Origin of the sequence: Acrocarpospora pleiomorpha (assembly GCF_009687885.1) — a bacterium.
Lineage (GTDB): Bacteria > Actinomycetota > Actinomycetes > Streptosporangiales > Streptosporangiaceae > Acrocarpospora > Acrocarpospora pleiomorpha.
On record NZ_BLAF01000006.1, the window covers coordinates 277560 to 300286 of the forward strand.

Annotated in this window: 22 protein-coding genes; 14 read left to right on the top strand and 8 right to left on the bottom strand. The window is 66.7% G+C overall.

Annotated features, from left to right (window positions below):
* The first annotated feature begins 17 nt into the window (after positions 1–17).
* The 4 genes from Aple_RS05670 (at position 18) to Aple_RS05685 (ending at position 5716) form a co-directional block, all read left to right on the top strand.
* Positions 18–1256, top strand: a complete 1239-nt coding sequence (locus tag Aple_RS05670) for an MFS transporter (RefSeq protein ID WP_155343387.1) — start codon at positions 18–20, stop codon at positions 1254–1256.
* A gap of 127 nt (positions 1257–1383) precedes the next feature.
* Positions 1384–2082 carry an iron-dependent transcriptional repressor DtxR gene (locus Aple_RS05675; protein WP_155343388.1) on the top strand — a complete coding sequence of 233 codons (699 nt, stop codon included), beginning with the start codon at positions 1384–1386 and terminating at the stop codon, positions 2080–2082.
* Positions 2083–2184: 102 nt separating this feature from the next.
* A complete protein-coding gene (locus tag Aple_RS05680; protein ID WP_155343389.1) occupies positions 2185–4407 on the top strand; it encodes an ATP-binding SpoIIE family protein phosphatase in 2223 nt (740 codons plus the stop codon).
* Between the two features lie 526 nt (positions 4408–4933).
* Positions 4934–5716, top strand: coding sequence for an alpha/beta fold hydrolase (locus Aple_RS05685; protein ID WP_155343390.1), 783 nt, complete (start codon positions 4934–4936; stop codon positions 5714–5716).
* On the opposite strand, the gene Aple_RS05690 is transcribed toward Aple_RS05685, so the two are convergent.
* From Aple_RS05690 to Aple_RS05700, 4 genes are read right to left on the bottom strand one after another with little or no spacing between them, the layout of a single operon-like run.
* Complete coding sequence (locus Aple_RS05690) at positions 5717–6547, bottom strand: hypothetical protein (RefSeq protein WP_155343391.1); 831 nt, start codon at positions 6545–6547, stop codon at positions 5717–5719.
* Positions 6547–7467 carry a hypothetical protein gene (locus tag Aple_RS05695; RefSeq protein WP_155343392.1) on the bottom strand — a complete coding sequence of 307 codons (921 nt, stop codon included), beginning with the start codon at positions 7465–7467 and terminating at the stop codon, positions 6547–6549. Before Aple_RS05695 ends, Aple_RS05690 begins: the two co-directional genes overlap by 1 nt.
* Positions 7464–7628 (bottom strand): hypothetical protein, encoded by a 165-nt coding sequence (locus Aple_RS51860; RefSeq protein ID WP_170321299.1) that lies wholly within the window; start codon positions 7626–7628, stop codon positions 7464–7466. Before Aple_RS51860 ends, Aple_RS05695 begins: the two co-directional genes overlap by 4 nt.
* A 43-nt stretch (positions 7629–7671) precedes the next feature.
* Positions 7672–8817, bottom strand: a complete 1146-nt coding sequence (locus Aple_RS05700) for an acyl-CoA dehydrogenase family protein (RefSeq protein ID WP_155343393.1) — start codon at positions 8815–8817, stop codon at positions 7672–7674.
* A 335-nt stretch (positions 8818–9152) separates the two neighbouring features.
* Between Aple_RS05700 and Aple_RS05705 the strand changes: the two genes are divergently transcribed.
* From Aple_RS05705 to Aple_RS05750, 10 genes are all read left to right on the top strand, one after another.
* Positions 9153–10421: a hypothetical protein gene (locus Aple_RS05705; protein ID WP_155343394.1), complete on the top strand. Its 1269-nt coding sequence runs from the start codon at positions 9153–9155 to the stop codon at positions 10419–10421.
* A gap of 15 nt (positions 10422–10436) precedes the next feature.
* Entirely contained in the window at positions 10437–11234 is a 798-nt protein-coding gene (locus Aple_RS05710; RefSeq protein ID WP_155343395.1) for a class F sortase, read from the top strand.
* Positions 11235–11358: 124 nt separating this feature from the next.
* Positions 11359–12264: a hypothetical protein gene (locus Aple_RS05715; RefSeq protein WP_155343396.1), complete on the top strand. Its 906-nt coding sequence runs from the start codon at positions 11359–11361 to the stop codon at positions 12262–12264.
* Between the two features lie 176 nt (positions 12265–12440).
* Positions 12441–13316, top strand: a complete 876-nt coding sequence (locus Aple_RS05720) for a hypothetical protein (RefSeq protein WP_155343397.1) — start codon at positions 12441–12443, stop codon at positions 13314–13316.
* A gap of 7 nt (positions 13317–13323) precedes the next feature.
* The gene (locus tag Aple_RS05725; RefSeq protein WP_155343398.1) at positions 13324–14154 is read left to right on the top strand and encodes a class F sortase; all 831 of its coding nucleotides are present in this window, start codon (positions 13324–13326) and stop codon (positions 14152–14154) included.
* A gap of 55 nt (positions 14155–14209) precedes the next feature.
* Positions 14210–15364 carry a prolipoprotein diacylglyceryl transferase gene (locus Aple_RS05730; protein WP_155343399.1) on the top strand — a complete coding sequence of 385 codons (1155 nt, stop codon included), beginning with the start codon at positions 14210–14212 and terminating at the stop codon, positions 15362–15364.
* Between the two features lie 149 nt (positions 15365–15513).
* On the top strand, positions 15514–16050 hold the full coding sequence (locus Aple_RS05735) for a hypothetical protein (RefSeq protein WP_155343400.1): 537 nt from the start codon (positions 15514–15516) through the stop codon (positions 16048–16050).
* Between the two features lie 1042 nt (positions 16051–17092).
* Positions 17093–17617 (top strand): L,D-transpeptidase, encoded by a 525-nt coding sequence (locus Aple_RS56190; protein ID WP_344317106.1) that lies wholly within the window; start codon positions 17093–17095, stop codon positions 17615–17617.
* A 72-nt stretch (positions 17618–17689) separates the two neighbouring features.
* Complete coding sequence (locus Aple_RS05745; protein WP_155343402.1) at positions 17690–18847, top strand: acetyl-CoA C-acetyltransferase; 1158 nt, start codon at positions 17690–17692, stop codon at positions 18845–18847.
* Between the two features lie 157 nt (positions 18848–19004).
* Positions 19005–19157: a hypothetical protein gene (locus Aple_RS05750; protein ID WP_155343403.1), complete on the top strand. Its 153-nt coding sequence runs from the start codon at positions 19005–19007 to the stop codon at positions 19155–19157.
* A gap of 41 nt (positions 19158–19198) precedes the next feature.
* Here Aple_RS05750 and Aple_RS05755 read toward each other — a convergent pair whose 3' ends face one another.
* The 4 genes from Aple_RS05755 to Aple_RS05770 form a co-directional block, all read right to left on the bottom strand.
* Positions 19199–20578: a sensor histidine kinase gene (locus tag Aple_RS05755; protein WP_155343404.1), complete on the bottom strand. Its 1380-nt coding sequence runs from the start codon at positions 20576–20578 to the stop codon at positions 19199–19201.
* Positions 20579–21265, bottom strand: a complete 687-nt coding sequence (locus tag Aple_RS05760) for a response regulator transcription factor (protein WP_155343405.1) — start codon at positions 21263–21265, stop codon at positions 20579–20581.
* Positions 21266–21318: 53 nt separating this feature from the next.
* The gene (locus Aple_RS05765; protein WP_155343406.1) at positions 21319–21840 is read right to left on the bottom strand and encodes a hypothetical protein; all 522 of its coding nucleotides are present in this window, start codon (positions 21838–21840) and stop codon (positions 21319–21321) included.
* A gap of 91 nt (positions 21841–21931) precedes the next feature.
* Complete coding sequence (locus tag Aple_RS05770; RefSeq protein ID WP_155343407.1) at positions 21932–22663, bottom strand: class I SAM-dependent methyltransferase; 732 nt, start codon at positions 22661–22663, stop codon at positions 21932–21934.
* Positions 22664–22727: the final 64 nt, after the last annotated feature.

Consider the following 22727-nt stretch of genomic DNA (forward strand, 5'->3'; position numbering starts at 1 on the left):
TGGGAGGCTTGGGGATCGTGAGCTTTGCTAAGGGTCTCCTGAGGCGGCACTTCGTCGACACCAGGCCGATCCAGATCCCCGACTACCGCCGTCTCCTGACCGGGCAGGCGGTGGCCTTCGTCGGATTCCAGCTCACCGCCGTCGCGGTCAGCGCCGAGGTGTACGCGCTGACCCGCTCCTCGTTCTGGGTCGGCATGCTCGGCCCGGTCGCCCTGGTTCCCCTGATCGTCTTCGGCCTGTGGGGCGGAGCCATCGCCGACGCCATGGACCGCCGCAAGCTCCTGCTGGCCGCCTCCCTGATCAGCTGGTCGGCCACGCTCGTCCTGCTGGTCAACGCCTTCACCCTGAAGAACGTTTGGGTGATCATGGCGGCGGTGGCCGTACAGTCCACGGGGTTCGCCGTCGCCTCGCCGACCCGCAACGCGATCATTCCCCGGCTGGTGCCCACCCCGCTGGTGCCCGCGGCCAACACGCTCAACTTCCTGTTCAGCAGCATCGCCTCGGTGCTCGGCCCGCTGCTCGGCGGCTTCATCCTCGCGGGCGGCGGGTACGGCTTCGCGTACCTCATCGACGCGGTGCTGTTCACCGCCGTCCTGTACGCGGCGCTGCGGCTGCCGGCGCTGGAGCCGCTCGGCGAGGTGACCGCGCCGGGTTTTCGCGCGGTGGTCGGCGGGCTGCGCTACATCATGGCCACGCCGATCGTGCTCATGTCGTTCGTGGTGGACATCATCGCGATGGCGTTCGCGATGCCCCGGGCCCTGTATCCGGAGATGACCGCGATCAGGTTCGGCGACTCCGGCATCGCCTACGGCTGGCTGTCGGCGGCGATCGCGTTAGGGGCGGTGGCCGGCGGGGTGTTCTCCGGATGGGTGGGCCGGGTGCGGCGGCAGGGTCTTGCGCTGACGTTCGTGATCGTGGTGTGGGGGCTCACCGTGGCCGCGGCCGGGCTAGCCCAGGCGCTCTGGCTGATGGTGCTGCTGCTGGCCTTCGGCGGCTTCGCGGACCTCGTCTCCGCGGTGTGGCGGCAGACCATCCTCCAGACGTACGCACCCGACGAGATGCGCGGCCGGTTGCAGGGGGTCTTCTTCGTGGTCGTGGCGGGCGGGCCGCGCCTGGGCGATCTCCGGGCGGGCGCCACTGCCTCGGCGTTCGGGCTGGTCCCGGCCTGGGTCGGCGGCGGGGTGTTGTGCGCGGTGACGGTGGTGATCGTGGGGCTGGCGGTGTCCTCGTTCCGCCGATATCACGTTCGGTCTTGAGGTGGCTCCCGGACATGGAAGGATTCAGATCCCTCGCACGTTGCCAATCGTGCACCGGTTCATCGCCGAGTTCGGCTGAACCCGCTGGTAGGTCGTAGCATCGAGGGCAGACCGGGAGGAAGACGTTGTGACCGCACACGGCCTGATCGACACGACGGAGATGTATCTCCGGACGATCTTCGAGCTGGAAGAGGAAGGCATCGTCGCGTTGCGCGCGCGCATCGCCGAACGACTGCAGCAGAGCGGCCCCACGGTCAGCCAGACGGTGGCGCGGATGGAGCGCGACGGCCTGGTCAAAGTGGAGGGCGACCGGCATCTCACCATGACCGATCTCGGGCGCACGCTCGCGATCCGGGTGATGCGCAAGCACCGCCTGGCCGAGTGCCTGCTGATCCAGGTGATCGGCATGCCGTGGGAGGAAGTGCACATCGAGGCGTGCCGGTGGGAGCACGTCATGTCCGACTCGGTGGAAGCCCGGCTGGTGAAGCTGCTGGACAACCCCACCGTCTGCCCGCACGGGAACCCCATCCCCGGCCTGGACGAGCTCGGAGCGTCCGGTTTGGAGGAATATGAGGCGGTCTCCGCTATGGCGGATCTGGCCGGACCCCGAGATATACCCGTTGTGGTTCGCCGAATTAGCGAACAAGTGCAAAGCGATCCCGCTGTGATGCTTAAACTCAAGCAAGTTGGGATACAACCCGGACGCGAGGTGACGCTCGCGGCGAGCGACGACGGTGTGCGGGTGACAGGTGACGACGAAGCGGACAACACTCTCGCGGAGCTACCGCGTGATGTCGCCACGCACGTTTTCGTCACCAGACGTTGATCTCAGTGATGCTTTTCGGGAGCCCCTCCTCTCCCACGACAGCGCAGGCTCTGTTCAGGTAGGAGCATTCGTGGTCCGCATGCCCCGAGGGGTGGTCGTTGGATGAAGCGTTGGGGGGATCTGTCGCAGGACACCGCCGACCATCTTTCCGCCGGGTCAGTCCTTGACCACGCGGAGATGGCGGTCGTCGTCACCGACCGTTTCAGTAACGTCCTCTACTGGAATCCGTTCGCGGAGCGCCTGTTCGGGCGGCCCGGCCAGCATGGCATGGACGACGTGCTGTCGCTCGGGCTCATGGAGAAGGATCATCCACTCGCCGTGGATCTGGCCAAACATGTCCTGAAGGGCAATGTTTGGGAAGGCACGTTCGATGTCGTACGTGTCGACGGCACGATGATCTACGTGCGCGCGCAGGCGGTGCCGATGCGGCATCCGTCGGGTTCGGTGACCGGCATCGTGATCACCGCCCGGGAGGCGATGCGCAGCAACGAGCGCGAGAAGGACCGGTTCGGGCTGCTGGAACGTATCGGCGAACGCCTGGCCGGTTCGTTGTACGTGGAGGAGACCCTCAACCGGGTCGCCGAGATGCTGGTCCCGCAGTTCGCCGACCACTGCTTCATCGAACTGATGGAGGGAGACAGGCTGATCCGCAAGGTGTCCACGCACGTGGGCACCTGGAGCCCGCCGCCGGACACCTGGAAGCCGGTCGGCTCCGAGATCCGCTACCCGCAGGGCCACTACGGCGACGCCGCCCTGCGCCGCCAGGAGACCATCCTGGTGGAGGACTTCTCCCAGGTCAGCTACCCCTCGCCGAGCGAGGGCGCGGCCCGGCTGTGCGGCGAGATCGGCATGACCTCCGCCATCGTCGCGCCGCTGTGCGCCCGGGGCGAGACCCTCGGGCTGATGTACCTGGCGATGTCCAACCTCACCGACCGCCGCTCCCCGCACTACGACGCCTTCGACCGCGACTTCGTCGGCGCCATCGCCACCCGGGTCGCGCTCGCCGTCGACAACGCGCTGCTGTTCGAGGAGGAACGGCACACCGCCGAGTCCTTCCAGAAACACCTGCTTCCCCGCGAACTGCCCATGCTGGACGGCCTGGAGATCGCCGTCCGCTACTATCCCGCCGCCCCCCTGGCCAGCCACGGCCAGGGCATCCAGACCCAGGTCGGCGGCGACTGGTATGACGTGATCCCGCTCTCCGCCGGGCGTGTCGGCATCGTCATCGGCGACGTCGAAGGCCGCGGCGCCAAAGCCGCCGCCGTCATGGGCCAGCTCCGCGCCGCCCTCCGCGCCTTCGCCCAGGACGACAAGCCGCCCGCCGACATCCTGGCCCGCCTCGACGAGTGGACCAGGGTCGTCGCCGCCCCGGAACACGACGACTTCGGCGCCGACGTCACCAGCCCGCCGATCGTCACCTGCCAGTACCTGGTGTACGACGCCTGGTCCCGTCAGCTGTCCTTCGCCAACGCCGGCCACTCCCCGCCCCTGCTGATCGTGGACGGCAGCGTCACCGAGCTGGACATCACCGAGGTCGGCCAGCCGCTGGGGGTCCGGGCCTCCGGCATGCACGCCGACCTGGTCTACAAGGAGGAAACCCGGGTCCTGCCCCCCGGTGCCACCCTGCTCCTCTACACCGACGGCCTGGTCGACCGCCGGCCTGCCCGAGGCACCGACGAACCTTCCCTCTCGGACGACGAAACCCTGCAGATCCTCTGCGACAAGGTCGCGAAGATCGCCAGCGAGTCGGTCGAACGAATAGCCGACACCGCCACCGTCGCCGTCCCCGGCGAGATCGACGACGACATGGCCATCCTCGTCGTACGGTCAGTCGGCACCGAACTCGAATTCGAGGAACGCACCTTCCCCGCCCAGCCCATCATGGTCGGCGAGGCCCGCCGCATGGCCTCCGAAGCCTTCGCCAGCTGGAACGTCCCCGAAGAACGCGGCGACCTCGCCTGCCTGCTGGTGTCCGAGGTGGTCACGAACGTGGTCCTCCACGCGGCCGCGGCCAGCGCGCCCCGGCGCGAACTCGCCCTCGACGGCCCGCCCCTCCCCTTCGACGAATCCTGGGACGTGCCCGGCCTGGACGAGGATGTCGCCAACGACAAGGAGTTCACCCTGCGCCTGCGGCGCGGCGACGAGTCGATCTGGGTCGAAGTCTTCGACCAAGACCTGCGCCTCCCACGCATCCGCAGCGCCGGCGAGAACGACGAGGGCGGACGCGGGCTCTATCTGGTGGATCAATTGGCTCGCCGTTGGGGTTCCCGACCCACCAAGGAGGGCAAAGCCGTGTGGTTCGAGATTCCGCTCGGCGGCCGCTGACTCTGTTTCCCGGCGCGGGTGCGAAGCGCCCGTTGCCGTATTGGCGCCCCAACTTCTGTGACGGTGTCGGCGTGGCGACATGAGTGCCGGGAATAGGCCGATATATCCGATTCGGGGGATCGGGTGGCCTTTCACAGTAGCGACAGGGCACCCACCGGGAAGGAGTCGCTATGCACAGCAGACGACTGGCCATACTCGGCGTGACGTTCCTCGCCACGCTCACCCTCTGGCCAGCGGAGGTCGCCCTGGCATCAACGGTCTCCAGCCCTAAGCAGGCAGTGGCGGCGTCGTCCGCGCAAAACGATCCTTGCATGTCCGCCCGCCGCTGCTGGAGGCCAAGGCCCTGCCGCAAGTGCTGCCGTAGGCACGGACACACACGCTGCTGGCGGACCTGCCACCGCCCTTGGTGGCGCTGACCCGACCGGGCTCACATGCCGACGCCCCGTCCCCTCTCAACTTCCCCTCTCGACTGGGGACGGGCGTTCCATGCTGGCGTGGAGTGGGGTTCGGTGCTTGACTCGGAGTTATGGAGCTGGTTTATGAGCGTCGGGGGTCTGGGCCGCCGTTGGTGTTGATGCATGGGATTGGGCATCACTGGCAGGTGTGGACGCCGGTTCTTGATCTGCTGGCTGAGCGGTTTGATGTGATCGCCGTGGATCTGCCTGGGTTTGGGGCTTCGCCGCCGTTGCCGCCTGGGTTGCCGTACAACGCGGAGACGTTGGCGTATGCGGTGGAGGCGTTCTGGGGGCGGTTGGGGGTTTCCGAGCCGCATGTCGCCGGGAGTTCGCTGGGCGGGTATCTGGCGCTGGACATGGCTTCGCGGGGGGTTGTGCTGTCGGCTACCGCGCTGTCGCCGGCGGGGTTCTGGTCGCGTTCTGAGCTGTTCTACGGGCGTTCGGTGCTGCGGCTGCTGCGTGCGGGGGCGATGGCGACGGCGCCGGAGCTGGTGGGGTCGGCTGTCGGGCGAGCGGTCACGGGGCGGCTCCTGGTCTCGAAGCCGTCGCGGGTGTCGGATCGAGAGCTGGTGTCGGCGGCCGGGGCGTTGCGGGAGTCGGTCGGGTTCGACGACACGCTCGACTCGTTTCTGTGGCTGGCGCCGCCCGCGCCGCCCAAGGTGCCGATCACGGTCGCCTGGGGCGAGCATGATCGGCTGTTGCCGCGCCGCCAGGCCGTCCGGGCGGGGCGGTGGGCACAGCAGCGCGTCCTGCTGCTCAAGGGGTGCGGCCACCTGCCGATGAGCGACGATCCAGAACTGGTCGCCCGGGTGATCACGGACGGGACACGCGAACTCAGCCCAGCCGCCAAGTGATCACGGACGGAGTGCGCGAACCGAGGCGATCACGCGGTTGATGTCCGGCCAGAGGCGTTTGTGGGTGTCGGGGATGGTGATCCACAGGATGCCGGGGCGGGCTGTGCCGGTGTTCAGGGCGGCCACCGCTGACAGTTCGATACGGGACTTGCGTCCGGCGTCGCTCTCGGGCATGCGCATCTGCCGGACGATCACCCAGCCGTTCTTGATCGGCTGCGAGGCCAGGTCGACCCCGACTGTGCCGCTGGGGAAACTACGGCTCTGCTTGTAGTCGAGAGTCGCGGCGGCTATGTCGTACAGACTCTCCCCGGGAGCCAGCTCAGCCGTGTGGCGCTGGCTGTCGATGTCGGCCCACCATTGGCGATCCAGGGCGGGACCGTACTCCTCGGTGACGAACGTCTGCCGCTTGCTGTACGTGCCGTCCACGATCGGCCCGGTTCCGAGTGACTGGCTCCGCCCCCAGGGCGCGCCCAACTCGACGAACGTGAGCCGCGCCTTCTTGTCCTTGACCTGCCCGATCACGGGCGACCCCGCCCCGGCGAATCGTTTCAGCCGGACGATCTCGCCTTCGGGGATGCGCTTGACCTCCATTGTCGGAGTAGGGCTGGGGCTCGGCGGTTCGACCGGTGTGGCCGCCACCACCTCAGGCGTCGGAACCACGTTCATCGTCGGGGGCGGTGGAATCAAGGCAACCGGATCCGGTTCGTCCGAGCCGACGGCCAGCGAAATACCCACCACAACCTGGGTGATCAGCAGAGCCGAGCCGACGAGGTTCACGGCGGTGGGAACGCGGCCGAAGATCTTCTCGGCCCGGGGGGAGACCTTGGGCATCAGCTGGCCTCGGGCAGCAGCACGAGCCCGGCCCGCCGGGCGTCCTTGACGCTCTCGCGGAGCGCGGCCTCGACCAGGCGGGCACGTTCGGTCATCGCGTCGATCTCCCCGGCGGCCAGGCGATCCCGCACCGTCCTGGCCAGCAGCTCCCGGTACGCGTCACTGTCCTCAGCCAGGTCCTGGAGCGTACGCCACTCGACATACGCCTCATCCGCCGCCATCGTTCGCAACGCGTAATCCTCCAGCGCGTCCACCCGCTCCGCCAGCGACTCGGTGGCCAGCCGCAACGCGTCCCGATGCGAGTCGAGCATGGTGGAGATCCGGTCGGTGACCTTCCCTTGCCGTACGGAGCGTTGCTCGCGGCGGAGCCGGGTCATCTCGGCCAGAGTCTCCGCGATCTCCCATTCCTGGCGGGGAAGGGTGACCCGGTTGGCGATGTCGTCCAGCAGTCCCGCCTCGTTGACCTTGGACTCCAGCACGGCGGCGACGGCGGCCTGGGCGCGCTCCATCAGGGTGGCGTCCTCCTCGTCGAAGTCCGCGGCCAGCCGGAAGCGGCCACGGTGGCGGCGGGCCAGGCGGCTCACCGGGGACTCGCCGGACAGCGCGAGCAGGAGCAGGAAGACGACGAGCTCGATCGCGAGCCCGGTCAGGAACATGGCGGCGAAGCCGTACCCGATCCAGACGGTGAGCAGGCCGGCCTGCAGGAGCAGGCCGCCGATGAGGGCGAGGCGGCCGTAGAGGGGAGCGACGAGGGCGGGGAGGAATCCCCACAAGGAGGCCGAAAGCAGGCTGGCCCAAGCGTCGGCGGGCATGCGGCCACCCCAGCGGGGGCGGGCTTGCGGGGCGTTCAGGAACTCGGGATGGGCCGCCATCGTGGCACGGTCCGACACCGGGAGCTCCGGGTCCAGGATCGGGTTCATCCGACGGTCTGACCCCAGATCAGGAGCATGGTGATGACGAACACGATCATGATTCCGGCGTACGCGACATTGCCCAACCGGAAGAACCTGCGCACCTTGTTCAGCAACCAGACGAACAGGAACGCCAGGAAGATCAGGAGAATCAGCCCGGTGGTGTCCATGGGCTCATTATGAGCGGATATCCGGGCCAGTGGCGGGGATCAGTCAGAAGCCGAAAGAGCGGCCGATGATTTCCTTCATGATCTCGGTGGTGCCGCCGTAGATCGTCTGGACACGGCTGTCCAGCCAGGCCCGGGCGACCGGGTATTCGGTCATGTAGCCGTAGCCGCCGTGCAGCTGCACGCAGCGGTCGATGAGCTTGGTCTGGAGCTCCGTAGTCCACCACTTGGCCTTGGCGGCGTCCACCGCCGTGAACTCACCGGCGTTCAGCGCGAGGATGCACTTGTCGATGTAGAGCCGGGCGATGTCCACCTCGGTCGCCAGCTCGGCCAGGACGAACCGGGTGTTCTGGAACGAGCCCAGGTTGCGGCCGAACGCCTGCCGGGTCTTGCAGTAGTCGATGGTCATCGCCAGCACCGCCTCCGCCGCCGCGACCGCGGCCACCGCGATCGACAGGCGCTCCTGCGGGAGGTTCTTCATCAGGTGGAAGAAACCATGACCGTCCTCGTCGCCGAGCCGGTTGGCGGCCGGAACCCGGACGTTCTCGAAGAACAGCTCGGCGGTGTCCTGGGCGTGCATGCCGACCTTGTCCAGGTTGCGGCCCCGGACGAAGCCCTCCATCCCGCGCTCGACCACGAACAGCGTGGTGCCGCGCGCGCCGGCGGTGGGGTCGGTTTTGGTGACCACGACGACCAGGTCGGAGTTGATGCCGTTGGTGATGAACGTCTTCTGGCCGTTGACGATGTAGTCGTCGCCCTCGCGGATGGCGGTGGTGCGGATGCCCTGCAGGTCGCTGCCCGCGCCCGGCTCGGTCATCGCGATCGCCGTGATCAGCTCACCGGAGGCGAAACCGGGCAGCCAGCGCTGCTTCTGCTCGTCGTTGGTGAGATCCACGAAGTACGGCGCCATCACGTCGTTGTGCAGCGAGAAACCGATGCCGGAGGTGCCGGCCCGCATGATCTCCTCGACGATGACCGCGTTGTAGCGGAAGTCGGTGATGCCGGCGCCGCCGAACTCCTCGGGCACGCCGAAGCCGAACATGCCCAGCTTTCCGGCCGATTTCCAGATTTCGCGGGGGATGATGCCGTCCTTCTCCCACTGGGGGTGGTGCGGGACGACCTCGCGGGCCAGAAACTCGCGCACGGTCTCACGGAAGAGCTCATGCTCTTCGTCGAAGAGGTCACGCTGCATCGGGTACGCCTTCCGGGTTCGGGCCGCTTCCGCCGTGAACAGAATACGATTCGGTTTCGTGTGGGTACACCGTTCTGAGGGATTCGTACCCGCCCTCCGGCCGCCGACGGCCTCCCCAAACGCCCCTTCTGTTACAAGTGGGCCACATCTCGTCGAACTGATGCTGAAGTGGCTGCTGGGGCATCCTCGAACCCCCTAGGCTCACGCCTGATTCGTGTTGAGTGGTCCGATCTGGGCCGATCTTCGACCACTTGGAGCGTGCGGTGTTCAGGCGGCGATCAGTACTCCGACAAGCAGCTGTCGCATCCGCCTTAGGCGTTTTGGGTGCCACCGTCATGCTGACCTCATCGGCCGAGGCAGTTGACACAGATCACTGGAACTACACCTACACGTGCCTCACCAAACCGCTGGGGTCGTTGGTGGGCACGGACGACAAGCCCCTCAACGTTGAGGTCTCGATTCCCAAGACCGTCGTTCTTGGCCAGGCGTTCCAGGTCGGCTGGACGCTTGGCGAATCGCCGCTGATCTCACCCGGGAACTACGTCAAGGGCGCAAAGCTGAGTGTCAGCGCCAGGGCGGCGATGACGGGGTATTGGGATGGCGTTGGAGAGCTCGTCTCAGCTGGGACGCTGACGACCGATGTTGATCTCAAGACCGGTGATCCCATCAAGTTGCCAACGCTGACGCCTGGCTCGCATGTGACAGGTCGTGAAGGCGAGATCAAGGTCAAGCCGTTTCCTATAGAGATCGGATTCAGCCCCAAGTCGACTGGTGAGGTCAACGACACCAACCTCTTGACTGCGGACACGCCCACGCCTCCCGCTAGTGATCCTCCGATCACCTACACCGGTACTTGGGAATACGACACGGGTCGCGCGGCGGGATTGACCGACTGGGTCGGCAGTAAGCGGCCGTTCCGCGATGATGTTCACGCCACCCAGGACGAGAGCGCGACGGCCACCATCGCGTTCGAGGGAACGGGCATCGAGTACATCGGTGAGCGTCATGCTGCGATGGGCAAACTGGACGTGGAGATTGTCGAAGTCGCCAATTCGCGCGTGACCATCGATCCGTCGAGAACGACATCCGACCCGGCCGCGCCGAAGGTACCGGCCAACCAGCGTCACGGTCACGAGGTCCTCTGGTCCAAGACCGATCTCCCCTACGGGAAGTATCATGCGAAGATCACGTCGAAGCTGGCCGCCAATGAATGGGCAGTGCTCGACAGCTTCAACGTGATCACTAAGGAGTCAACGACTCCGCCTGAGTACTTCGACACGGTCTGCAAACCGCCTACGAACGTCACGGTCGCCACGGTAAAGGTTGTGAAGGCCTCTACGACTCCGACGCCTACTACTACCCGGACGGCGACGGTGACGCCGACGCCTAAGCCCACTACCACGGTGACGGTGACGTCTTCCGCTTCTACCAGTCAGTCGCCACAGGTGGCTGTGACTCCTGTGGGTGGGGCGCAGACCGGGGAGATGGCGGTTGGCGGGACTTCGGGGCGGGTTTATCTGTGGTTCGGGATCGTGTTGGTGGTGGGGAGCGTTGGCGCGGGGCTGGTTTGGCGGCGGCGCGTCAAGGCGGATTCCGGGCGCTGAGCTTTTCGGGGTGTCATGAACGAGCTGGAGCCTGGGCAGATGCCGGTGCCGTCGGCTGAGGAGCAGCGGCGGCAGCGGTGGAACAAGGCGCTGCCCGCGATCCTGATCGTCGGGTCCTTTGGCGGCATCGCGCTGATCATGGCGGGGTTGCTGGCGGTGCTGGCACCGGAGGAGCCCTTGGTCGAGGGCATGCCGGGTCCGGGGATCACGCCGATGGCCCAGCAGATGCCGGGCGCGTTACCGCCGACCGTGGGACCGGGAGGGGCCGATGTTCCGCTGACGGCGGCGGCTCCGACCGCGCCTCCGCCGATCCCGGCCGTGGTCCCGGTCGCCCCGATCGTCAGCACCGGCTCGGTCGCCCCTGCCAAGATCGTGATCCCGCAGGTCGGACTGAACGCCGCATTGCGCACGGTCGGCGTACAACGTAATGGCGAAGTTCAGGTGCCTCCGCTGTCCCAGCCGAAGGTGGCCGGGTGGTACAAGCTCGGCCCGGTGCCCGGCCAGCCAGGACCCGCGGTGATCCTCGGCCACGTGAGCACCCGCCGGGGACCGGCCGTCTTCTCCCGCCTCCGCGAGGTGAAACGCGGCCACAAGATCCAGGTTGTCCGAACCGACGGCACGGTCGCCGAATTCACCGTGGACGGCGTCGAACAAGTCAGCAAGAACACCTTCCCGACCAAACGTGTGTACGGCAGGCTGGATACAGCCGGGCTTCGTCTCATCACCTGCGGCGGCGTCTACAACCGCAGAACCGGCCACTACACCGACAACATCATCGTCTACGCCACCCTGAGCGCCACCAAGACCGCGTAGACCCGCTCGGCGGCGATGGATTCCAACCAGAATTCACACCGGATTCTCAGGATCCACGCCGCATAACTCCAGATATTTCCTGAAATGCTGTTGCGCGATCGGGCCACCATCTACGGGAGCGGAAGTGACAACCAACGGATGGCACCGGATCGCCGTCAGAGCGGCCATCGCCGGCATCGCGCTGTTAGCAGCCTTGATCGCGATACCCACGTGGGCCTTCGGCGCGACGACAAAGGTGCTGTATTCCTGTGTGGCCGACGGTCCGACTTTCCCTATGTCGATCACCTTGGATGGGTCCCCGGCCAACCCGGTCGAGGATGACGAGGTGGTGGTGACGTGGAAGCTGGTTCCCGCAGATCCGGAACAAGGTCAGGCAAGCGAATCTCTCATGATTCCGCCGACGCCCATCCAGTCGGGAGACACTGTCCTGATCGAAGGCCAGCTCTCCATATCAGGTACTCCAGTGACCGCCAATCCCGGTGCCACGACTCTCGACGCATCCGTGGTTGCGCAGACGTCGGTGGCAACGACCACGGCCATGTCGCCGATCCCTGATCTGGTTCTCCGTCTCACCCCGTCGGCGACGGGGACGATTGGGGTTGTCGCCGATTCATTCAAGTTGAACCTGGTTCCGTCGGGAGCACAGTCCACTAGCGCGCTGTACACCTGCAGCAAGGTCGCCACCGCAGCTGCGGCTTCGCTGCTACTCACGGTCGTTTCCGCGTCTACCTCCGACACCGACGATCCGACCACGACCTCCACCGTCTTCGAGACGGAGACCGAGACCGTCTCGGTCACGGACACCGCGACGGTTACCAACTCGGTCGATGTCACCAATACGTCGACGGTTTCGGTCACCAATACGGCGCAAGTCAGGATGACACCCGTCGGCGGGGCGCAAACCGGAGGCGGAGGCGACATGGGCCCAGATGGACGATTGATCATGCTGGCCGGAACCGCGTTCATCGCTGCCGCTGCCTTCGGTGGCCTGCTGCTTCGTCATCGGCTCAGCCGCAGCAGTGGCGTATGAGACGTGTGATGCGACAGTTTTCGGACTTGACTGTTACCTTGGGTCGATGTGGGTAGTCGATGACGGATGGGCCGTATCCACCACAGATCCCGTGCCAACTCCATAGGATCGGGATACCGAACCGTGACCATGGCCTGGAAAGCTGGCCCGACCGTAAACCGGGCATACTGTCTGAAATGGGAGAGAAGTCAGTGCTGAAGTTGAGGGCACGGCGTCGCATCGCCACCAAGGCCGCCGCAGCCGGAGTTGTCAGCGCAGGCATTCTCTTCGGTGCGATCCCCGCTGCGGCGAACCTCCTCGCACCGGTGCCAGTTACCTATACATGCACGGGTACGTCCTCCGAGCTCAGATTCAATATCGAGCTCGTCGGTCCGGCCACCAACCCCGCTGTCAATGCGGGTGCGGTCATCACCTGGCGGATCAATCAACCTGCCGCCGCCCCGAGTCTTCTCGCGCCGTCGCCGATCGCGCTAACGGATCGGGTGGTGATCGACGGGCAACTCATATTGACCGGAGTACCGGTTGGGGCTGCGGCCGTGACCAGAACGGCCACGGCAACGCACGTTCCGGTGGCGTCGCTGACGGCGCAGGCACCGGTGCCCCTTCCCACGATCTTAACGACCGTTACCCCCACTGCGGCCGGGACATTTACCGTCAAACCTGGTCAGTTCATTCTCAAAGCCGTTTCTTCGTCCGGCACCCAGGCGACCTGGTTCACTTGCACTGTCGAGACGCTGACGGAGGCGGACGCGGCAGCGCTCGCGGTTGTGGTGGGTTCGGCCAGCACGACCCCGAGCCCGAGCTCCACGCCGACGCCCACCCCCTCGGCCACGAGCCCCACGCCCAGGCAGACCCGCACTTTCACGCAGACCGTCACGGCCTCCCAGCCCAATCAGGTGGACAACACGCCTGACGGCGGCATCGCGACCGGCGGCGGCGGGGAGATGGGCCCCGACGGCCGGATCCTCGTCCTCACCGGGACCGCGCTCATCCTCGCCGCCATCACCGGCGGGCTGATGTTGCGTTCGCGTCGCAGCTCCGTACGCGACTAGGACGCGTATGACGACGCCGTCGGGACACTTTCCACCCGGACATCCGGGTTACCAGCAGCAGCCGGTCTACGGGCAGCCTGTCTATCAGTCGTACGTTCAGGAAGAACGGCCGCGGCTGAACGGCACGCGGATCGTGCGGGCGGTGCTGATTCTGGCGGCGTTGGCCGGGATGCTCACGGTCGGGGCCGGGCTGATGTTCTGGCTGGGCTCTCCGGAGGAGTATGCGGCGCCCGAGCGGACCACGCTCCGGGCGCAGACGGGCGCGCTGGCGCCGAGCGTCGGGCCCGGCGGTCCGGGCCAGCCGCTGACCCAGGCGGATCCGACGGCGCCGCCCCCGGCCCCGCCCCTGCCTGCGGCCGAACCCCTGCTGCCCTCCTCGCCGAAACGGCTGATCATCGCCAAGCTGGGCATCAACGCGCCGATCAAATCCGTGGGCGTGGACAAGAAGGGCGCGATCGAAACCCCGCCGATCGGCAACCCCAACCTGGTCGGCTGGTACCGGGGCGGACCCACAGCGGGCGAGGCGGGCCCCGCCATCATGCTGGGGCACAAGGACACCCAAACCCGCAGCGCCGTCTTCAGCCGCCTGCACGAACTCCGGTACGGCGACACGATCGAGGTCATCCGGGGCGACGGCACCATCGCCATCTTCACCGTCGGCGGCGTCGAACAGGCCAACAAGGAAACCTTCCCCACCAATCGGGTGTACGGCAACGCCGACGACGCCGAACTGCGCCTGATCACCTGCGGCGGCACGTATAACCGAAGCACGGGGCACTATGTGGACAACGTCATCGTGTACGCGAGGATGACCAGCACGCGGCTCGCCAACTCCTGATCACAAAGACCATCAAATACGACTATCGTGCTCCTCAAAAAGAGGAGGAGGACTCGTGGGCCTGCTATCGAATCTTCTGTTGCCCGGGCGGCTGAGGACGGGTCCGACGGTTTTGCTGCCCGCGAAGGTGAAGCCGGACGCGTTGCTGGAGGCCGTTCAGCTCGCTGACCCGACCGCCGCGCAGGACGGCGAGGAACTGCTGGCGGCCGGAACCCGGATCCACGCACCCCTGGAACTCACCGCCGACCTGCTGCGCAAGCTGAGCATCCAGGACGAGGACCGGCTCTGGGCCTACCGGGTGGTGGCCGAGCGACCGCTGCCGATGGACTACTACGACAAGTTCCTCGCGGCTGGAATCGCCTACCGGTATGGCGGCTGGTCCCTGTGCGAGGGCTCGGCCGACGACCCGGCCGAGGACGAATCCCGCCTTGCCGCTGTCTACGTGCCGGAAATGCCCGACCAGGAGGAACTCGCCACCCTCCTCCGCGGCCTGCTCCGCCTCCCAGAACCCACCACCGAAACCGACGCCGAAACCGACGCCGAAACCGACGCCGATGCTGAGGCCGGGATCGACGCCGAAGCCGGAACCGACGCCGAGGTGGCCGAGCTCGCTGGGGAGTCCTCGGACGAAGTCGCGGCAAGCGCGGACGCGTCTGACGAAACCGCAGCCGAGAAGACGGCCTCGGAGGAATCGGCACCTGAGGGCGCCCCGCCCGCAGCCACCACGGCTGACGTAGCCGCTCCCGAAGCCGAAGCGTCTGGGGAATCCGCGTCAGGCGAATCCGCGTCCGCGGATGGTTCGGCGGAGGATGCGTCCGACGAAGCGGAGGATGCGTCCGAGGAAGGGCCCTCTGACGAGGCCGCGTCCGCGGAATCCGAGCAAGACGACGAGGACGAGTCCGACAAGAGTGGGCTCGTGCAGATTCAGTCGGGGCAGACCATCGTCTACACCGGCGCCGACATTCAGGTCACCGCCAGCTATGAAACCCGATTTCCGGCTGTGGTCGCGGGGCTTATGCCGTACGCGACGGAAGTGGTCAGGATCGCGGTGCGGGCCCTTGAGGACGGCGAGCTGGACGGGGACGACCTCGTGCTCGAACCCGGGAAGGTGGCCCTGGCCCTGGGGAACGCGCTGGACGGGCCGGTCGTGGACGCCTGGGGGTTCCAGATTCTCGAGGTGGAGGATCTGCTGCCCGCGCGGCGCGTCTGATTAGACGGGACAAACAGACGGATCCCTCCGTGCCAGGCACGAAGGGATCCGTTTCTGTTTTTTCCTATTCTCGCTAGGTCACCCCGGCAAGACCTCGGCTATCGCCTTCAACCAGCAACCGCGAACCGGCCGCAGTGGTGGTGCCGGTGGTGGATGACGCCGTGGTGGTGGTGACGGTGGTGGAAGTGGCCGTGGCCGTGGTGGTGGTGACGGTGGTGGCCCCAGTGACGGTGCTCACCGTGGTGGTGGGCCCAGTGCCGGTGCTGTCCGAACTCCTGGTGGAACAGACGGTGGTGCCCGAACAGGCGGTGGTGGCCGCGGTGCTCGTTGAAGAAGCGGTGCTCACGGTGATCGTTGACGCGCTGCTCGACGTTCTGGCGCTGGTCGTTGTCCTGACGCTGACGGTTGTCGATGTCGATGTCGATGTCGTCCCGGTTCTTGTTCCGGTTCTCGACGTCGTTGTCGTTGTCGTTGTCATTGTCGTTGTCCGGGTCGTAGGGCAGGAGGTTGGCCTCCTCCTCGACCGGCTGGGCCGGCTGCGGCTGAACCGGCTGGACCTTCGTGACCTTGGTGCCGAGAGCGACAGCAGCCGCCTGGGCGCTGGGGGCCATGGCGAACATGGCAGCCATCGCCGGGACAACGGCGATGCCGGTCGCCACTGCGAGCTTGAGTTGGCTCTTCATTAGACGATCCCTTCTTATTTTGAAAGAAACGATGCGAGATTCGTCGATCTCGTATCTAAGTGATCTTCTTACTCGAATCGCTTGCTAATTGTCGATCTCCCCGATTCTCGAAAGAACCAGACACACTAATGCGTAAAGGACGCTTGATTTTCACACAAGCCGTTTCTTTGCCATTTAGTACGGCGTGGCGCGATTGATTGGCCGGAACATGATGGTAGGGACCGAGCTGGGTTACAGGGAACGCTCGTGTCGCTTCCACTGATTTCAGGTCTTCGCATGCCATAGTTCGTTCGTTGGTTTCTTTCGGAGGTGTCCGATGCGAGTACCTTTTCTGCTCTCAATAGCCACGGGTGGCGCGCTCTGCGTCGCGGTTCCTGCTGTCGGCGAGGTCATGGGCGCGACCGCCTATGCCGCGACCGTCCACGCCAGGACCGTCCACGCGCAGCACGCCGACAGGACTGCTTCGCAGGCGAATCCGCCAGGCGAGGTCAAGCGCTCTCATGAGCGGAAGTCCCGGCACGCCAAGCGATCCCAAGAGCGGCGACCACGTGAGGGCACGCGATCGCAGCAACGGCAATCGCGTGAGGTCAGCCGGTCGCATACAGAGCGTTCAGAGCGTTCAGAGCGTTCGCATGTGGGGCGTTCGCATGTGGGGCGTTCGCATGCGGGCAGGCGGTTCCATGCGGGACGAGCGCACGAGGTCAGGCGAGCGCACGTGATCCGGCGATCCCATGAGGAGCCACCGCGTCAGATCAGCCAGTCCCACGATGACCGCCGGCACGAGCTCAACCGGTCTCAAGTAGTGCGACAGCAGCTCCACCGCTCTTACGACGATCGCCCACGTGAATTCAGCCGATCTCACGAAGAGCGCCCGCAGGAGATAATGCCGAGGCAGCTCCCGCACGGACTAAAGCAACGATTGCCGCGTGTCACGACATGGGCGACATTGCGGAGAGTTCCGCTGGATGAGTACACCTTCGACCGCACCGAAGGCCGCACAATCCATCCAAGTAAGCAAAAAGTCGTATATAACCGCCCAGGCGGCATGCCCGTCGCGGTCCTGCCCACCCATTTGCTGGGAAATCCGACATGGGTGCCCGTGGTGGATTCGTACGGCGATTGGGTACGCGTCCTGCTCCCCAGCCGCCCTAATCGTTCAACAGGCTGGATCCACACCGGTTCAGGCGTGGATTGGGGCCAGACCAACTACAAAATCTACGTTTCCCTGCGACTGCACCGAATGTCGATCCACAAAGGCGGACGCCGGATCGGCACCTGGCCCGTCGCCACCGGCGCGGCGAACACCCCCACTCCCGTCGGGCGGACGTTCGTCATGGCCTCGGTCGACACCGGCCACGGCTACGGGGTGCCGGTCCTACCTTTGGGCACGCATTCGCCCACCATGAGCCACTTCGGCGGCGGCCCCGCCACGATCGGCCTGCACGGCTGGCCCCATGGTTCCGGCGTGTTCGGGCACAGCGTCAGCAACGGCTGCGTCCGGGTGCCCCAGTCCGCCCTGCCCGTGATGCGCCGGGTCCCGCTCGGCACCGTGGTCACGATCACCAGGTGACCCGTCGACGGAATAACGTTCTGGGTTACGCTGTTACCCGAACAATGCTCGGTTTCTTTGTGGGAGGGCACTGTGGCAGAGGCGTACATCGTGGGAGCGGTCCGGTCCCCGGTCGGTAAGAAGAAGGGCGGCCTGTCCACAGTCCACCCCACCGACCTGGCCGCGCACACGCTCAGCGCGCTCATCGAGCGCACCGGCGTCGACCCGGCGGCCGTCGAGGACGTCATCATGGGCTGCGTCATGCAGTTCGGCCCGCAATCGATGGACATCGCCCGCAACGCGTGGCTGAGCGCGGGCCTCCCGGAGACCGTGGCGGGCGTCACCATCGACCGCCAGTGCGGCTCCTCCCAGCAGGCGATCCACTTCGCCGCGCAGGGCGTGCTGTCCGGCACCCAGGACCTGGTCGTCGCCTCCGGCGTCGAATCCATGTCCATCGTTCCGATGGGATCGAGCATCACCGCCGCCCTGGAGAAGGGCATGCCCTTCCCGTTCGGCGAAAAGTGGGTCGAAAGGTACGACAAGCAGGAGATCTCGCAGTTCCGCGGCGCGGAGTTGATGGCCGAGAAGTGGAACCTGTCCCGGGAGGACCTGGAGCGCTACGCGTACGAGAGCCACCAGCGGGCGGCGAAGGCGGTCGCCAACGGGTACTTCCGCGAGCAGATCGCGCCGCTCAACGGGGTCGAGGACGACGAAGGGCCGCGGCCTGACACGACCCTGGAGAAGATGGCCGAACTGCGGACGCTGCGGGAGGACGGTCGCATCACCGCCGCCACCTCGTCCCAGATCTCCGACGGCGCGGGCGCGCTCCTGATCGCCTCAGAGCAGGCCGTGCGCGACCACAACCTGACGCCCAGGGCGCGGATCGTGACGCTGGCCCTGACCGGAGACGACCCTGTCTACATGCTCACCGCGCCGATCCCGGCCACGCACAAGGCCCTGAAGAAGGCCGGTCTGAGCATTTCCGACATCGACGTCATCGAGATCAACGAGGCGTTCGCCCCGGTTCCGCTCGCCTGGATTCAGGAGCTGGACGCCGACCCCGCCCGTACGAACCCGAACGGCGGCGCGATCGCGCTCGGCCACCCGCTCGGCGGCACCGGCGCGATCCTGATGACCAAGCTCCTGCACGAGCTGGAGCGCACCGGCGGTCGCTACGGGCTCCAGACGATGTGCGAGGGCGGCGGCCAGGCCAACGTCACCATCATCGAACGCCTAAGCTCACCGCTCTGATCAACCGCTTGGAACGAAGGGGCATCCCGCTCAAGGGGTGCCCCTTCGCTGCTATGTGGCGCTCAGGCCATCCCCAAGCCGACCCCAACTCCAGTCCAAGGGCGATCTTGCAAGCTAACTCCTGTCACCAGAACGACAACCTGAACAGGAGACTGAAATGCGCACTCTGAAGCGCGCCGCCGCCGCCCTCGCCACCACCGCCGTGGCCATCACCACCTTCGCCGTCCTCACCGGCCCGGCCCAGGCCCGCCCCAACGAGTGGTACCCCTGCAAGGTCGACGGCAAGTGGTACTGGTGCATGGACCTCTAATCCGTGGCGAGGACCGCCCTGGGGCATCCGGGGCGGTCTTCTCATTCCCCCACCAGTTCGCCCACGCGGAGGGCGGGGAGCTCGATGTGGACGATCGTGCCGGAGCCGAGAGCTGAGGTGATCCAGCAGCGGCCGCCGTGGGCGTCGGTGATCGCCTTGACGATGGACAGGCCCAGGCCGGCGCCGTCGGAGAGGCGTTCTTCGCCTCGGTGGAAGCGGTCGAAGGCGCGGGCGGCCTGTTCGGGGGCCATGCCGGGACCGTCGTCGGCGATCTCGAGGAGGAATTTGGTGCCGGTACGGGAGATGCGGACGAAGGCGGGAGTCCTTGGGGGAGTGTGGGCGCGGACGTTGGCGAGGAGGTTGACGACGACCTGGCGGATGCGGGCTTCGTCGACGACGGCCACGAGCGTGGGAGGCGCGTCGACGATGATGGGGGATTCGGGGTCCAGTGCGGTGGCATCCGCCGCAGCTTCTCGCGCTATTTCCGACAAGTTGGTTTCGGAGAGGGTGAGGGCGGCGCTGCGGTCCAAACGGGCCAGTTCCAGCAACTCGGAGACGAGCTTGCCCATCCGGGTGGCTTCGTCCTCGATGCGGCCCATCACCTTCGGGAGCTCCTCCTCGGGGATGGCCCCAGCGCGGTGGAGCTCCGCGTAGCCGCGGATGGCCGCGAGCGGAGTCCGGAGCTCGTGGGAGGCGTCGGCGGCGAAACGGCGAACCCGATCCTCGGAAGCCCACCGATCCCGGAACGAGGCGCTGATCCGGTCCAGCATGAGATTGATGGCGCTGCCCAGCTTGCCCACCTCGGAGGTGCCCTCCGGCATCCGGGCGGACAGATCGCCGCCCCGCGCGATGCCCACGGCCATGCGCGCCATCCGCCCCAGCGGCGCCAGCCCGGTCACGATGAGCAACCTGCCGACCAGGGCGAGCAGCACGATCAGCAGCCCGCCGGTGACGAGCTCGGCGAGCAAGATCTCGCGGACCGGATCGTTGACGCCGTCCAGCGGGACCGCGACGATCACCAGCCGGGCCCCGATCCGGGTCCGCGCCGCCGCGGCCATCAGATCGCCGCCGAGCTCGAACGTACGCCCGGCCGAGGCGTGCGCGGTGAGCCGCTCCTGCCCGAGCTGCTCCACCAGGCCCGGCACCGACCCCGCCTGCGGCGCGTCCCCGCTGACCAGCCGGGTCCGCTGGCTGTTGAGGTTGAAGGTGACCACCGCGAAGGTGGACCCGGTCAGCGCCTGGGTGAGCGTGTCGGTGGCCTCGACCCGGCGGGAGGCGGTGGCGGTGGCCGCCAGCAGTTGTCCTTCCAGCCGGTCGTACAGGTGCCCCCGCAACACGACCGCGCTGACCACCGACAACACCACCAGCAGCAGGGCGCTGATGGCGAGCAGTCCGGCCAGGAGTCGGGTGCGCAGCGACATCTACGGCCGCAGGGCGTACCCCACACCCCGCTGGGTGTGGATCAGCGGCGGCCCGAGCGGGTCGAGCTTGCGGCGCAGGTAGGAGATGTAGGTCTCCAGCACCTGGGAGGACCCCCCATACCCCCAGACCTGATCGAGCAGCTGCCGCTTGGTCAGCACCAACCCCGGATGTTCCATCATGAACGCCAGCAACCGGAACTCGGTCGGGGACAGATCCACCCGGACACCGCCCCGCCGCACCTCCCAGCGCGCCTCGTCCAGCTCCAGGTCGGCCACCCGGAGCACGTCCCCGCTGGGCCGCTCCTCGGCGTCAGGCACGCTCGTACGGCGCAGCACCGCCCGGATCCTGGCGACCAGCGCCTCCACTGAGAAGGGTTTCGTCACGTAGTCGTCGGCGCCCATGGTCAGCCCGCGCACGGTGTCCGACACGGCGTCCCGCGCGGTCAGGAAGATCACCGGAGTCTGCACGCCTTCGAACCGGATCCGGCGGCACACCTCGAACCCATCGATGTCGGGCAGCATCACGTCGAGGACGATGAGATCCGGCCGCCTGGCCGCGAACTCGCGCAGCGCGTCGCGCCCGGTGGCCACGGCGGTCACGCTGAAGCCGTGAAACCGCAGCGCGACATCGACGATGTCCCGGATGTTCGGTTCGTCCTCGACGACGAGGATTCTGGTCTCACTCATGACGGGATAAGTATGGGGCCTCCGTACTAGCCGGAAGCCCTATATGTCCGTATTTAGCTCACCACGGCTTTATTCTTCGGGACGAGGACCGCGGTGGCCGTCGGGTTCGGGGTCCCGGGGACGCCGATGGTGAACACCCAGTCGCCCACCACGAGCTTGGTGAAGTCGGCTTTCGCGCCGGCCCGCCGGAACCGGGTGTCGGTGGCCGTGTTCCAGGTCCAGGTCACCCCGTCACGGCTCTTCACGGTGAGCGTGGCGGCGCCCTTCGCGGTGATCGCGCCCCGCTGCCAGGTGTAGGTGACGAAGGTGTTCTTCTTCTCCCGCACGGTCGCCGAGCCGTGGATGCCGACCACCCACCGGTTGAACTTGCCGCGCAGGCGCGGCCCGCGCAGCGTCGAGTCCGCCGTCACCAGCGAGTCGGCGATCGTGTACGCCCCCGCCGGGATGTACGCGGCACCGGTGGCGACCGCGGGCGCGGCCGGGGCGGACGGAGCGGCGGGGTCCGCGGCGGCGGTGGCCGAGGTCAGGAACACCGTGGCGACGATGGCGGCGCCAAGCGCCAGCTTCGTTCTCATAGCACCCAGCAAAGCGCCGCAGCCTGGGCCGACGACCGGAGAAAGGTGGGAAATCCGTGGGAAAACGGCTGTCTAGATCACGACTTTCTGATCAGAACGGAACCCGGGCCACGCAGAACACCGTCTGCCCGAACGGCGGCCGGATGAACCGCTCGATGAAGCGCGTGGTCGGCACCACCGTACGGTCATAGATCTTGACCAGCCGGGGATTCGGATACCCGACCCCGCCCCGCCGCACGGCCAGCCACCAGGCGATGCCGCCGATGAAGTTGATCGGCTTCAGCACGTCCACGTCCAGCCCCGCCGCGGCGACGGTCCGCCCCAGCGTCGCCGGCGTATACCGCGTGACATGCCCGACCTTCTTATCGAAGTCCCCATAAAGCTGCATATATCCGGGCACCCAAATGATGATCCTGCCGCCCGGCTGGGTGACCTCCGCCAGCGAGCGCAGCGCCGCCACGTCCTCCTCGATGTGCTCCAGGACGTTCATCATCACCACGGTGTCGACCTTGTTCTCCAGCGGAATCGCGGTCGGCAGCCCGAACTGCAGCACCTCGATGTCATCCCGCTCGACGAACCGCTTCTCCAACTGCTCCACGCAGTACGGATCGAAGTCGCTCACCACCAGCCGATCCAGCCGGGGCAGGAACTGCTCGGCGAAGTGCCCGAGCCCGGACCCGATCTCCAACATCGACCGCCCCACATGCGGCGCGACCATGTCGAACTCATACTGCCGGTAATTCCGGGCTTCGTCCCCGCCCAGATGGTTCTCCAGGGCCTCGTCTCCAGCCGCCGGCTGAACTACTCGGTCATACCCAGACATGCGTCCCTCGTTTACGGCAGGTGGCGGTGTGCCGAGTCTAGTGCCCCAACCCGGACGGATGATT

What these genes read in the sequence shown, in the direction of transcription:
- Aple_RS05680 (WP_155343389.1), top strand. Translation starts at nt 2,185, where the DNA reads ATGAAGCGTTGGGGGGATCTGTCGCAGGACACCGCCGACCATCTTTCC.
- Aple_RS05685 (WP_155343390.1), top strand. Translation starts at nt 4,934, where the DNA reads ATGGAGCTGGTTTATGAGCGTCGGGGGTCTGGGCCGCCGTTGGTGTTG.
- Aple_RS05690 (WP_155343391.1), bottom strand. Translation starts at nt 6,547, where the DNA reads ATGCCCAAGGTCTCCCCCCGGGCCGAGAAGATCTTCGGCCGCGTTCCC.
- Aple_RS05695 (WP_155343392.1), bottom strand. Translation starts at nt 7,467, where the DNA reads ATGAACCCGATCCTGGACCCGGAGCTCCCGGTGTCGGACCGTGCCACG.
- Aple_RS51860 (WP_170321299.1), bottom strand. Translation starts at nt 7,628, where the DNA reads ATGGACACCACCGGGCTGATTCTCCTGATCTTCCTGGCGTTCCTGTTC.
- Aple_RS05700 (WP_155343393.1), bottom strand. Translation starts at nt 8,817, where the DNA reads ATGCAGCGTGACCTCTTCGACGAAGAGCATGAGCTCTTCCGTGAGACC.
- Aple_RS05705 (WP_155343394.1), top strand. Translation starts at nt 9,153, where the DNA reads ATGCTGACCTCATCGGCCGAGGCAGTTGACACAGATCACTGGAACTAC.
- Aple_RS05710 (WP_155343395.1), top strand. Translation starts at nt 10,437, where the DNA reads ATGAACGAGCTGGAGCCTGGGCAGATGCCGGTGCCGTCGGCTGAGGAG.
- Aple_RS05720 (WP_155343397.1), top strand. Translation starts at nt 12,441, where the DNA reads ATGGGAGAGAAGTCAGTGCTGAAGTTGAGGGCACGGCGTCGCATCGCC.
- Aple_RS05725 (WP_155343398.1), top strand. Translation starts at nt 13,324, where the DNA reads ATGACGACGCCGTCGGGACACTTTCCACCCGGACATCCGGGTTACCAG.
- Aple_RS56190 (WP_344317106.1), top strand. Translation starts at nt 17,093, where the DNA reads ATGCCCGTCGCGGTCCTGCCCACCCATTTGCTGGGAAATCCGACATGG.
- Aple_RS05750 (WP_155343403.1), top strand. Translation starts at nt 19,005, where the DNA reads ATGCGCACTCTGAAGCGCGCCGCCGCCGCCCTCGCCACCACCGCCGTG.
- Aple_RS05755 (WP_155343404.1), bottom strand. Translation starts at nt 20,578, where the DNA reads ATGTCGCTGCGCACCCGACTCCTGGCCGGACTGCTCGCCATCAGCGCC.
- Aple_RS05760 (WP_155343405.1), bottom strand. Translation starts at nt 21,265, where the DNA reads ATGAGTGAGACCAGAATCCTCGTCGTCGAGGACGAACCGAACATCCGG.
- Aple_RS05765 (WP_155343406.1), bottom strand. Translation starts at nt 21,840, where the DNA reads ATGAGAACGAAGCTGGCGCTTGGCGCCGCCATCGTCGCCACGGTGTTC.
- Aple_RS05770 (WP_155343407.1), bottom strand. Translation starts at nt 22,663, where the DNA reads ATGTCTGGGTATGACCGAGTAGTTCAGCCGGCGGCTGGAGACGAGGCC.